Here is a 12,831-nt window from a genome sequence, read left to right as displayed (position 1 = left end):
GCTGAATCACGTTAGATACTTCACGCTGGCTTGATATCCGCCTGGCGCAAACGGATATGCAGTTCGCGCAACTGCTTCTCGTCAACTGGCGAGGGGGCTTGTGTCAACAAGCACTGCGCACGCTGTGTCTTGGGGAAGGCAATCACGTCGCGGATCGACTCGGCACCCGTCATCATGGTGACAATACGATCCAGGCCGAAAGCAATACCGCCATGTGGCGGCGCACCGTATTGCAACGCGTCGAGCAAGAAACCAAACTTGAGCTGAGCTTCTTCAGCATCAATCTTCAGGGCACGGAAGACTTTGCTCTGAACTTCTTCGCGGTGGATACGAACCGAGCCACCACCGATCTCCCAACCATTCAGCACCATGTCGTAGGCTTTGGCGATCGCTTGTGATGGATCGGTCGTCAACAGATCTTCGTGGCCATCTTTCGGACTGGTGAAGGGATGGTGAGCCGCCACATAGCGATCCGCCTCTTCGTCATATTCGAACATCGGGAAGTCAACCACCCAGAGTGGTTTCCAGACGTTATCAAACAAGCCGCCAGCTTTACCGAACTCACTGTGACCAATCTTGACGCGCAGGGCGCCGATCGCGTCGTTCACAACCTTGGCCTTGTCCGCACCAAAGAAAATCAAATCGCCGTTTTGTGCACCGGTGCGCTTGAGCATTTCAGCCAGGGCTTCGTCGTGCAGATTTTTGACGATGGGTGACTGCAAGCCTTCACGGCCTTGAGCGATGTCGTTGACCTTGATCCAGGCCAGCCCTTTTGCACCGTAAATCGCCACGAACTTGGTGTAACTGTCGATCTCACTGCGCGTAATGGCTGAGCCGCCCGGCACGCGCATCGCGACTACACGGCTACCTTCGGTTGTCGCAGCCTGCGCGAACACTTTGAAATCGACGTCTGTCATGACGTCGGTCAAATCGGTGAACTCGAGCTTGACGCGAAGATCTGGTTTGTCTGAACCATACAAGCGCATGGCCTCTGACCAGGGCATGGTCGGGAAAGGCGCTGGCAAATCAACGTTCTGCACGGCTTTGAAGACGTGGCGAATCATTTCTTCAAAAATTTCGCGAATTTCGATCTCTGACAGAAACGAAGTTTCGCAGTCGATCTGGGTAAATTCGGGCTGGCGATCAGCGCGTAGGTCTTCATCGCGAAAGCACTTAGTGATCTGGTAATACCGATCAAAACCAGACACCATCAACATCTGCTTGAACAACTGGGGCGATTGAGGCAAAGCAAAAAACTCACCTGCATTGACGCGTGATGGGACGAGGTAGTCGCGCGCGCCTTCAGGTGTGCTCTTGGTCAACATCGGAGTTTCGATATCGATAAAGCCCAAGCCATCCAGAAATTTACGCACTTCAATTGAGACGCGGTAGCGCAACATCATGTTGCGCTGCATTTGGCCACGGCGCAGATCAAGGACGCGGTGTGTCAGACGCGTTGTCTCAGACAGGTTCTCGTCGTCGAGCTGAAAAGGTGGGGTCACTGACGGGTTGAGAATCTCAACTTCGCGGCAGAGAATCTCGATTTCACCAGAAGCAAGATCGCTGTTGCTAGTGCCCGCTGGGCGCTCGCGCACCAGGCCCGTGACGCGGATACAGAATTCATTACGAAGGCGTTCGGCAATCGCAAAACCTTGCTCATTATCTGGATCAAACACGATCTGCGCCAGACCTGCGCGATCACGCATGTCGATAAAAATCACGCCGCCATGGTCGCGACGACGATGCACCCAACCAAACAAAGTGACCGTTTGACCCAAGTGATCACGACAAACCTGACCGGTGTAGCAGGTACGCATTCAAAGTACTCCAAGAAAAAACGAGCGATTCATAACGAACAATTACGACGCGGGTGGTGAAACCACGCCCATCGAAACAATGTACTTCAGCGCCGTATCCACTGACATGTTCAGCGGGATCACTTCGGCGCGTGGCATTAACAGAAAGAAACCTGAGGTCGGGTTGGGCGTTGTGGGGACGTAAACACTGACAAAGTCACCCGCGAGGTGCGCCGCAATTTCACCTGTCGGTGCGCCTGTCAAAAATGCAATCGACCAAGAGCTTTGATGCGGATAACGGATCATCACCGCTTGACGAAACGCCTGCCCGTTAGGCGCCAGAAGCGTATCACTGACTTGCTTGACCGAGTGATAAATCGAGCGCACGAGTGGGATCCTGCCAAGAATCTTTTCTGACAGGCTAAACAGTCGTTTACCTAAAAAGTTCGCACCCAGCATACCAGTGACCAGGAGCACCACCAAAACCAGCAGCACTCTGAAGCCTGGCAAGTCAAAACCAAACAGCGCCTGCGGCGACAGAAAGGCTGGCACGACGCCTTCAAGGGTATTAACGACTATCCCTAAGACCCAAATGGTAATCACCACGGGCACCCAGATCAAGAGGCCGGTAAGCAGGTAGGTTTTCAGCCAGCGCATGATGTGGGTGTTGTCCTGGTGGGCTTAACTGTTAGCGGTCGACCCACCGGAGGAACCGGCGGATGAGGAGGATGGCGTGGCAGCAGAGGCGGCCGAAGAAGTGTTGTTAGAACCGCTCGCCGAACCAGTGGAGGACGCTGCGGCGGGCGTCGATCCAGCGGCCGAGCCACTGGCTGGTGCCGACGGTGCAGCGCTCGAACCACCCGAAGCGGGGGCAGCATCTTTAGCTGCTGGGACCGCAGCAGGCTCAGCAGTCTTGGCCGCGCCAGTACCCTTGTCGCGGAAATCCGTCACGTACCAACCTGAGCCTTTAAGCTGAAAACCAGCTGCAGTGACCTGCTTGGCGTAGGTTGATTGCTTGCACTCGGGGCAGACGGTCAAAGGGGCGTCTGACATCTTTTGCAGCGTGTCGTGAGCGTAACCGCACGCGCTGCATTTATAGGCGTAAATTGGCACGATGAAACTCTTTGGATAAACACAGATAGCCGAAGCCAGGCCCAGGCATCCGATAAATCGGGGAAAGCCTTGAATTTTAGCGGGTTTTTACTGATTCGGTGCTTTAGATCAGAAACATGACCGCAGCGACCGCCGTCGGCAAGAGCGCAGCCATAAACAATCGACCGCCAGAAATCGCTTCATTCTCAAAGCTTCCCTTAAGAATCGAGTAGCCCGCTGGATTCGGGGCGTTCGCAATGACGGTCAAACCGCCCCCGGCCACCGCCCCTGCAACCAGCATATAACGCCAGGCCTCAGAAGTCCCGTCGACCAGTGAACCCAAAAAGGTCAAGGCGGCGTTGTCGGTTAAGGCGGTTAGGCCCATCCCACCAAAAAACAAGACCAATGGCGAAAGGCCACCAAGCAAATCCTGAAGCCACCATTTTTGCAAAGCACCCAAAACGACCAAACCCGCCAGAAAAAATCCCACGAGCAGGCCCTCTTTGATCATCAGGCGTGATTGATGCCGCGGATAAGCTGTGCAAAACCCGATGAAAAAGACCAATAAGCCCATGAATATCGCGGGATGGTGCGCGGTAAGCACTACGCCCGCCAGAAAAGCCAGATGCACCAGGACGACAATTTTGGGCACTCGAACTGGGACATCCTCTGTGATGCCGCGGTGTGTCTCGACTTCACCGGTAAGCAGTTGTTTTCTAAAAACCAGGGTGAGTAAGACAGCGTTAAACATGACCGCAATCAGTGCTCGCCAGCCGAACTGAGTCAGCATGTAGGCGCTATCCCAACCAAAACTTGAAGCAACCATCAGCACGGGCGGCGCCGCGTAAGCCGTCAGCACCCCACCAATGGATACATTGACGAACAACACACCTAGCGTCAGGTATTTAAAGGTTTCGTGACCAGGGCGTTTGAAGTAGGCGTCACGCAAGAGCAGTGCGGCCAGGGTCATGGCCGCTGGCTCGGTGATCAGAGACCCCATCAGCGGAACCACGCTCAGCACAATAAAAAAAGTCGCAAGGTGCTTATTGACCGGTAGCGCGCTCGCCAACAGACGTACCAGCGCCGCCACGAGTTCAAGAATTGGCCGACTCGCTGCCACCACCAAAATCGCGAACACAAATAAAGGCTCGGTGAAGTTACTGTGGTCAACAAAGTGAATCGCGGTTGACGTCCCCGCCATCACCGCCATGGCGACGATGAGAATAAAGGCCCAGATACCGAAGACAACCTCTACCTCGGCCAACAGATGCCAGAAGCCCGCGTGAGGCCCTTTTTTATCGGATAGCTTGGCAAAAATCGCAACAGAAAAGGTGTGCAACACCGCACACGCAAACAGCACGGTTGCCAGGACTTGAACAGAAAACGGAATCGCCATCGCGGTGTCGCCCAAACATAAACGGTATGCCGGGCACTATAACTCGCCACGCGTTACCGGACGACGGTTTTTACTTAATGCCCCTGCAGATACATTTGCTTACAGCTGTTTGCCCGACTAAGCACTGCGCCCAGCCCCTAAACGCGGCGGTCGGCCAAAATCATTTGAGCCGCTTTCTCTGCGATCATCATGGTGGGCGAGTTCGTGTTGCCAGACGTGATCGTTGGCATGATCGAGGCATCAGCCACGCGCAATCCCTGAATACCATGAACGCGCAGACTCGCATCAACCACAGCCAGTTCATCCTGACCCATTTTGCAGGTGCCGACAGGATGGAAAATAGTGGTACCGATATCGCCGGCCGCTTGCGCGAGTGCCGCCTCGTCATCACCCACGTCCACGCCCGGCTTGTGCTCTTGCGGCTTGAATTTTGCCAGGGCAGACTGGCCCACGATGCGACGTGTGAGACGAATACTATCAGCGGCGACGCGACGATCTTCTGGGGTCGACAAGTAATTACAAAGAATCTCTGGGGCCTCGGCCGTATCAGACGACAGCGGCTTCACGTGACCCCGGCTGGTCGGGCGGACATTGCAGATCGACGCGGTAAAAGCCGGGAAACTGTGTAGCGGTTCGCCAAACTTTTCGAGCGACAGGGGCTGCACGTGATACTGCACGTTCGCTCGCGTTTGTGAGGGATCAGATTTAGCGAACACCCCCAGTTGCGAGGGCGCCATGCTCATGGGGCCTCGACGGGTAAGTGCGTATTCAAGCCCGATCATCGCCTTGCCCCACAGCGAATTCGCCATCGTGTTCAAAGTGCGGGTGCCTTGCACGCGGTAGATCATTCTTAGCTGTAGGTGATCTTGCAGATTTTGCCCCACGCCTTTGAGTTCATGCACAACGGGTATGCCCAAAGGACTCAAGACGCTCGAAGCACCCAAACCAGACACTTGCAAGATATGCGCCGAGCCAATTGAGCCAGCGGCCATCACTACTTCTTGAGCGGCCCGGGCGATCTGTTTGGTGCTGTCTTTGATGAACTCAACGCCGACCACGCGCTTGCCCTCAAACACCAGCCGAGTCGTACGGGCATGGGTTAAAACGGTCAGATTACGGCGATGTTTTATCGGCCGCAGATAAGCTTTCGAGGCGTTCCAGCGCCAACCGGCCTTTTGGTTGACTTCGAAATAGTTGCTGCCTTCGTTATCGCCGGTGTTGAAGTCATCAATGGGTTTGATACCGGCCTGCTCAGCGGCGAGACGGAACTGATCCAGGATCTCCCAAGACAAGCGAGCGGGTTCGACGCGCCACTCACCATCAGCGCCGTGAAACTCGCTGTTACCGGCGTGGTGATGCTCCATGCCTTTGTAGACCGGTAGTACGTCATCCCAACCCCAGCCCGGATTGCCGGCGGCGACCCAGCCATCGTAATCAGCACGCTGGCCGCGCATGTAAATCATGCCGTTGATGGAGGAACAACCGCCAAGCACCCGCCCCCTTGGGTAACCGAGCTGACGGCCATTTAGGCCAGGATCAGCCGCCGTCTTGAAACACCAGTCGGTGCGCGGGTTGCCAATGCAATACAGGTAACCCACGGGAATGTGAATCCAGTGATAGTTATCGGGCCCACCTGCTTCAAGCAATAACACCCGGTTCTGCGGATCGGCGGATAGCCGGTTGGCGAGCACGCAGCCTGCTGAACCAGCGCCGACAACAATGTAATCAAATTCAAGTGCAGTAGCGCTAGCGTGAGAAGTCGTCATAGTTGTCTTTTGAGCAGCGGGCTACATAGCCCGACGAATCGTTATTTGTCACAAGGATAGCCTGATCTTGGGCATTTTAATCATATGCCGCCGCAGGAGGCCCGTGCCAAGCGGACCCTACAGCACTAGAACTTGATATAAAATTAGTGATATAAACATCACAAAATTTATATTTCGTTATAGTTTGTGATAAATTAATCACATGGATATTGTACAGATACAGGATTTCATCATCCAGAGCCGAAAAGAAAAAGGGCTCACACAAGCTGAGCTCGGACGACGTGCCGGGGTCACTCGCGAAATGGTCTCCCGCTTCGAGAATGGTTTGCACGAAATAGGTATCGTCAAGCTGCAGCGGATATGCATGGCGCTCGGCCTTGAGCTTCTCGTTCGGCCCGGCCGTGGCCGTCCGACAGTAGACGACTTAGATGCGCTTTTTCCAGATGATTCGGATTAAACATGCAGCGAATTAAAAAACTTTATATTCATACTACCCAAGGCTACGCGGGTGAATTGGCACGCGAAAGCCAATTTGTCTTCAATTATCGATCGGATCGCCCCGAGACAGAAATATCTCTGACAATGCCGCTACGATCTAAGAGTTACTCGGCCAATATTTTGCCCGGAGCGATTCGGCAAAATCTCCCTGAAGGCTTTCTCAAAGATTGGATCGTCGAACATTTTGCCAAGGTCACCAAAATGGACGATATGACTGTTTTGGCAATATCTGGGCGGGAAGTCATCGGTCGCGTGCGTAGCTTGATGACTGAAAATGAAAATCCCACTGAGTTCAGAAGTGAAAGCCTAAGTGACATTTTGAGCTGGAAGGGTACAGAGGATCTTTTTGACCATCTTGCGAACCAGTACGCGCTGGCGTCTGGCATCTCAGGCATCCAGCCAAAAGTGCTTGTCGCCAGCAGAGTTCACGAAGCTAACGACTCAATCGACAAAGTATCGATGAAAAACCGAAGCTTGATCATTAAGTCGAGCGGCTTTGATTATCCGGATCTCGCTGAAAACGAATTCAACTGTATGTCCATCGCACGCAAAGCGGGATTACAAACGCCCGATTTCTGGTTGTCTGACGATAAGAAACTTTTCGTCATTGAAAGATTTGATTTGTCTGAAGAGGGCTATCTTGGTTTTGAAGATATGACTTCTTTGATGAATAAGCAAAACGAGGATAAATACAACAGTAGCTATGAGGATGTCGCCAAAGCGATTGGGCTATTTGCCTCACCCGCTCATGTCACCGAGTCATTGCTCGAGTTCTTCAAATCCGTCACGTTGTCGCTTGCGTTACGTAACGGCGATGCGCACTTAAAAAATTTCGGTTTGTTATATACCAACCCACAAACTGAAGACTGTCGCTTATCGCCACTATACGACGTAGTCAACACCACAAGCTATATCCCGACAGACTCTTTGGCGCTAAAACTCAACAAGACAAAGTCCTGGCCCACCCGTCAAGATTTAATTGACTTTGGTCAGACGCATTGCAGGTTGCAGCACGCCAGCGAAATAGTCGACCAAATCGTGGATGTTGCACAAAGCTGGACACCCGCCGAAAACTCGACAATCTGGGACTTAATGAAGCCACAGATTGATAAAGCCTGCTTTACGTTGACGCACTAAGCTAGTTAAGCGAGCCCAATTCTATTTGATGTGTCGTTCGTGAGTTTTTCTCATGGCATTGTCTTGCTTTCTGCTAACCACTCAATCGCGCCCTCGGCGGCTGCTTTACCTGAGGCCAGACAACCATTGAGCAAATAGCCACCGGTCGGGGCTTCCCAATCGAGCATTTCACCGGCCACGAACACACCGGGCAGCTGTTTAGACATCAAACCTTTTGTCAGGCCCTCAAACTTGACGCCCCCAGCAGTGCTGATTGCCTCGTCAATGGGACGACAGGCCACCAGCGTGATTGGCAATGCTTTGATCGCCCTGGTCAGTTTCAAGGGATCTTTGAAGGTCTCTGCGCTCGTACATTCGCGTAACAAGCCAGCCTTGAGGCCATGTAAGCCCAAGCGAGTGCGCAAATGCGAGGACATGGATTTGGATCCTCGTTCACGTGTGAGTTCATCAAGCACGCGTTGTGCTTCGTGATCGGGCAGCAGATCGATGGTGAGGCTCGCCTTGCCTCGGCTCAGGATCTGATCGCGCAACTCTGCGGATAAAGAATAAATAACCCCACCTTCAAGCCCTTGAGCTGTCAGCATGCATTCGCCACGGATAGCCACCGATTTGGCAGCTGAGGTCTTAAAGGTCGCGGTCTTGATCGGTTGCCCGGCATACTGGTCAATGAAGTGTTGAGACCATTTCGCCTCAAAGCCACAATTGCTTGGCAGCAAAGGATTCAGTTCGACGCCTTGTGCTTGCAGCCAGGGCCACCACGCACCGTCAGAGCCAAGCGATGCCCAGCTACCACCGCCCAGGGCTAGCACTGTTGCATCAGCGCTGACGTGTTTGGCGCCAGCTGGTGTTTCAAAGTGCAGCACGTGACTAGGGGGGTGAGCCAACGCTGCATCCCACCCCAGCCAACGATGTCGCATATAAAACTGGACACCCTGACCGCGCAACCTGTGCAACCAGGCACGCAACAAGGGAGCAGCTTTCATTTCTTGCGGGAAAACACGGCCTGAGCTACCGACGAAAGTCTCTATCCCCAAGCCCTGTACCCAAGCGCGTAAAGCTTGTGCGTCAAAGCCCGCTAACAAGTCACGCATCTCTGTGTGCCGACCGCGATAACGGGTCACGAACTTCTCTGGCAGCTCTGAGTGGGTGATGTTCAACCCGCCGCGCCCAGCCATCAGAAATTTTCTGCCGACAGAGGGTTTGGCTTCGTAAACTTGAACAGTAAGACCCTGTTTGACAAGGGTCTCTGCCGCCATCAAGCCTGCAGGTCCTGCGCCAATGACGGCAATCGTAGTCACTACAGGTACTGCTTAAACCACGCTTGCATCTTGAGCCAACCGTCTTTTGCTTCCTTTTCGCGGTAGCTTGGACGGTAATCTGCGTGAAACGCATGACCCACGTGAGGATACAGAACAAACTCAGAAGCCTTGGCAGCCGCATCACCCGTTTCTAACGCAGTCTTCATCATGTTGATGCTGGCAACCGGGATGCCCGCATCTTCACCGCCATACATGCCGAGAACCGGCGCATGCAATTTGCCGGCCAGCTCAACGGGTTGGACGGGATGCAACGCATCTTTATCACCCACCAAACGGCCATACCAGGCCACAGCAGCTTTGAGCTTGGGATTGTGTGCAGAGTAAAGCCACGCCACGCGTCCACCCCAGCAGAATCCTGTGATACCCAGCCGCGCGGCATTGCCGCCATTCGCGGCAGCCCAGGCCGCCGTCGCATCGAGATCACCCATCACTTGTGCATCAGGCACCTTGTTAACGACTTCGGTAAATAACTTGCTCATTTCAGGGTATTTGGACGGATCGCCCTGACGCGAGTACAAATCGGTCGCGATGGCCAGGTAACCGAGCTTGGCTAAACGACGACAGACATCCTGAATGTATTCATGAACGCCAAAGATCTCCTGCACGACCAGAACGGTAGGTAGATTTTTCTTACCAGCGGGTGCTGCGCGGTAGGCAGGCACACTGCCGCCTGCAACAGGAATCTGCACTTGACCGGCGATCAAGCCTTTGTCGTCAGTCTTGATGGCTGTTTGTGCCATCACGGGACCAGCGGCCAAGGCAAAGCCACTCATCACCGAGGTCGTCAAAAAACCACGACGATTCAACACCAAAGGCGGTAACAAACTATCAAATTCAGGGGTAGGTTTATTCACGGCAAGTCTCCTGAGAGGATGGGCGGGCAAGAAGCGGGAAGTCAAAAGCTTAATTCAGTTTGATATTAGCTGCCTTTGCAACGGCTGCCCACTTAGCAATCTCGGCAGCAACATATTTGCGGAAATCTTCTGGCGAGCCCCCCGCCACAAAAGCGGAATCCTCGGCAAACTGCGCCTGTGTCTCTGGTCTTGCCAGCACGGTCAGTGCGGCTTGTGACAACTTCTGAACAATAGCGGGAGGCGTGCCGGCTGGCGCAAAGAGGCCGTTCCATGAGCTCACCTCAAAATCTGGTATGCCCTCTTCTTCAACCGTTGGCACGTTCGGCAATTGTGGCAAGCGCTTAACCCCTGCTACCGCAATCGCCCTAAGCTTGCCGCTTTGTATTGAGGGCACCAAACCCGCAGCAGTCATGAAGCCCATCGACACATTACCTGCCATGATGTCGGTGATCGCTGGTGAAGCCCCTTTGTAAGGCACATGCAGCACATCGATGCCCGTTCTCAGTTTAAGGAGTTCACCTGCAAAATGGGTTGAACCGCCCGTACCCGTCGTTGCATACGTCAGTTTTCCTGGGTTTGCTTTCGCGTAGGCGATCAGCTCTTTTAAGTTGTAGATGGGCACCGCGGCATTCACCACGAGAACACTAGGCGATGACATGAAGTGCGTCACATGCACGAAATCCTTCATCGTGTCGTAACGCATGTTGTCGTACACCGACATATTGGTGGCGTTAGAGATCGTGCCGACGAATAAGGTGTAACCGTCAGGCGCAGCGCGCGCAACTTGCTCGCTGGCAATGTTCGAACCGCCACCGGGCTTATTCTCGACAATCATGGGCTGCCCAAGAATCTGCTCCATCCCGTGGGCCATGTAGCGTCCGATCAGATCGGTGGGGCCGCCAGCCGAATAACCGATCACAAGCTTGATCGGCTTAGATGGATAAGGTGAAGCAGGTTGTGCTTGCGCAGTTAACCCGCTTAGCCCGGTTACCTCGGTTAAGCCAGTCAGCGCGAGCGCTGCTAAGCTCAACAAGGCTTGATTCAAGCTTCTGCGCACGATCCCGCATTTATTTTCTGACATACTTTGCTCCTCACTTACTTTGGCTTGGCTGTTCGGTTTAACTTGCTGACAGCCTTTTATTTTTGCTTTTGCTTTTGCTTGATACTTTTCAATACCGCTATTTGTCTTTTGGAATACTACCTGCCGTGGCGGGTGGCATCAGAAAATCAAAATCTGCACCCTTATCTGCTTGCGTGACGCTTTGCAAAAACAGCTTGCGATAGCCGCGCGTTGCAGTGGGTTCAACCACTGGTTTGGCTTGTGCCCGGCGACCGAGCTCTTCTGCATTAACCAGCAAGGTCAATTCTCGGTTAGCAACACTGAGCTTGATCCGGTCACCGCTTTGCACATAGGCCAGTGGACCACCGATGGCGGATTCTGGGGTCACGTGTAAAACGATGGTGCCAAAGGCGGTACCGCTCATGCGGCCATCTGAAATCCGGATGATGTCTTTGACCCCTGCGCGCGCAAGCTTTCTGGGGATGGGCATATAGCCAGCTTCTGGCATGGCGGCACCCTTGGGACCGATGTTTTTAAGCACCAGAATATCGTCGGCCGTCACATCCAGATCATCTGCATCAATCCGGTTGGCCATGTCTTCAAGGTTCTCGAACACGACCGCGCGACCTTCGTGCTCCATGAGCTTGGGATTGGCTGCCGACTGTTTGATGATGGCGCCACCCGGTGCAAGGTTACCGCGCAAGACTGCAATACCGCCTTGAGGATAAATAGGGTTGGCGCTTGTGCGCACGACGTGTTGCTCAAAGCCAGGGCCTTGCGCGTCAAGTTCTTCGCCCAGCGTGCGACCCGTGACGGTTAAGGCATCAAGATGTAACAAAGGCTTGAGTTCTCGCAACAGTGTGGCCATCCCGCCTGCGTGGTGGAAGTCTTCCATGTAATGATCACCAGATGGCTTGAGATCCAGCAGGACAGGTGTGTCGCGACCCATACGATCCAGTGCGTCAAGATCAATCTCAAAGCCCATGCGGCCCGCAATCGCAGTCAAATGAACGATGCCGTTGGTTGACCCGCCAATCGCCAGTAACACCCGCATGGCATTTTCAAACGCCTTGGCCGTCAGGATCTTGTCAATGGTCAATTGTTTACGCGCGATCTCCACAGCCAATTCACCACTGCGTTCTGCCACGCGGATACGATCAGCCGTGACCGCTGGTGGCGAAGCACCGCCTGGCACTGTCATCCCCAGAGCTTCCGCGATGCAGGCCATGGTACTTGCCGTGCCCATGACCGAACAAGTGCCAACGCTCGCCACCAGTTGATTGTTCACATCCGCAATTTCTTCCGCGTCGATTTCATCGGCGCGAAACTTACCCCAGTAGCGGCGGCAATCCGTACAGGCGCCCACACGCTCACCGCGATGGGATCCGGTCAACATTGATCCTGTGATCAACTGAACTGCAGGTAAGCCCGCTGAGGCCGCCCCCATCAATTGGGCAGGGACGGTTTTATCGCAACCACCGATCAATACCACGGCATCCATCGGCTGTGCGCGCAGCAACTCTTCAGTATCCATAGACATGAGGTTGCGCAGGAACATGCTGTTGGGCGACGAGAAACTCTCGTGAATAGAGATGGTCGGAAAGTCCATGGGCAAGCCACCGGCCATCAAGACACCGCGCTTGACTGCCTCAATCAGCTGTGGCGCGTTGCCGTGGCAGGGGTTGTATGAACTACCAGTATTGGTGATGCCAATCACAGGCCGGTCAAGCGCCTTGTCGGTATAACCCGCGCCTTTAATAAAGGCTTTACGCAAAAACAGCGAAAAGCCGCGATCGCCGTAATTGGTCAAGCCTTTAGACATGCCATCCAGGTTGGCCGAGGGATTGATGTTGTGGTTACTGGGTTTGTCTTGGTTTGACATGTCGATGTGTTCAAAAAGGATAAAAGTTCAG

The 12,831-nt window shown here is 53.8% G+C and carries 11 protein-coding genes; 2 read left to right on the top strand and 9 right to left on the bottom strand.

What is annotated here, in order from left to right; genetic code table 11:
* Positions 1-20: 20 nt before the first annotated feature.
* From aspS to BCM14_RS06955, 5 genes are all read right to left on the bottom strand, one after another.
* Positions 21-1,817: an aspartate--tRNA ligase gene (gene aspS / locus BCM14_RS06975; RefSeq protein ID WP_106227280.1), complete on the bottom strand. Its 1,797-nt coding sequence runs from the start codon at positions 1,815-1,817 to the stop codon at positions 21-23.
* Positions 1,818-1,859: 42 nt separating this feature from the next.
* Positions 1,860-2,453, bottom strand: coding sequence for a DUF502 domain-containing protein (locus BCM14_RS06970; protein WP_106227279.1), 594 nt, complete (start codon positions 2,451-2,453; stop codon positions 1,860-1,862).
* 24 nt (positions 2,454-2,477) lie between these two features.
* A complete protein-coding gene (locus BCM14_RS06965; RefSeq protein WP_106227278.1) occupies positions 2,478-2,909 on the bottom strand; it encodes an FmdB family zinc ribbon protein in 432 nt (143 codons plus the stop codon).
* Positions 2,910-3,012: 103 nt separating this feature from the next.
* Positions 3,013-4,284 (bottom strand): putative Na+/H+ antiporter, encoded by a 1,272-nt coding sequence (locus BCM14_RS06960; protein ID WP_375318471.1) that lies wholly within the window; start codon positions 4,282-4,284, stop codon positions 3,013-3,015.
* Between the two features lie 137 nt (positions 4,285-4,421).
* The gene (locus BCM14_RS06955) at positions 4,422-6,050 is read right to left on the bottom strand and encodes a GMC family oxidoreductase (RefSeq protein WP_106227277.1); all 1,629 of its coding nucleotides are present in this window, start codon (positions 6,048-6,050) and stop codon (positions 4,422-4,424) included.
* Positions 6,051-6,252: 202 nt separating this feature from the next.
* Between BCM14_RS06955 and BCM14_RS06950 the strand changes: the two genes are divergently transcribed.
* Together BCM14_RS06950 and BCM14_RS06945 are read left to right on the top strand one after the other, a co-directional pair.
* Positions 6,253-6,507: a helix-turn-helix domain-containing protein gene (locus BCM14_RS06950; protein WP_106227276.1), complete on the top strand. Its 255-nt coding sequence runs from the start codon at positions 6,253-6,255 to the stop codon at positions 6,505-6,507.
* 2 nt (positions 6,508-6,509) lie between these two features.
* A complete protein-coding gene (locus tag BCM14_RS06945) occupies positions 6,510-7,685 on the top strand; it encodes a type II toxin-antitoxin system HipA family toxin (protein ID WP_106227275.1) in 1,176 nt (391 codons plus the stop codon).
* A gap of 50 nt (positions 7,686-7,735) precedes the next feature.
* Here BCM14_RS06945 and BCM14_RS06940 read toward each other — a convergent pair whose 3' ends face one another.
* From BCM14_RS06940 to BCM14_RS06925, 4 genes are all read right to left on the bottom strand, one after another.
* Positions 7,736-8,983, bottom strand: a complete 1,248-nt coding sequence (locus BCM14_RS06940; RefSeq protein WP_259673469.1) for a TIGR03862 family flavoprotein — start codon at positions 8,981-8,983, stop codon at positions 7,736-7,738.
* Entirely contained in the window at positions 8,983-9,858 is an 876-nt protein-coding gene (locus tag BCM14_RS06935) for a dienelactone hydrolase family protein (protein ID WP_259673468.1), read from the bottom strand. The genes BCM14_RS06940 and BCM14_RS06935 overlap by 1 nt, the downstream gene beginning before the upstream one ends.
* A gap of 49 nt (positions 9,859-9,907) precedes the next feature.
* The gene (locus BCM14_RS06930; RefSeq protein ID WP_106227274.1) at positions 9,908-10,939 is read right to left on the bottom strand and encodes a Bug family tripartite tricarboxylate transporter substrate binding protein; all 1,032 of its coding nucleotides are present in this window, start codon (positions 10,937-10,939) and stop codon (positions 9,908-9,910) included.
* A gap of 97 nt (positions 10,940-11,036) precedes the next feature.
* A complete protein-coding gene (locus BCM14_RS06925) occupies positions 11,037-12,800 on the bottom strand; it encodes an IlvD/Edd family dehydratase (protein ID WP_106227273.1) in 1,764 nt (587 codons plus the stop codon).
* Positions 12,801-12,831 lie beyond the last annotated feature (31 nt).

The organism is Jezberella montanilacus (assembly GCF_003003055.1).
GTDB classification, from domain to species: Bacteria; Pseudomonadota; Gammaproteobacteria; order Burkholderiales; family Burkholderiaceae_B; genus Zwartia; species Zwartia montanilacus.
The sequence above is the reverse complement of the archived record's forward strand: the minus strand, read 5'-3'. Positions and strand labels throughout refer to the sequence as shown.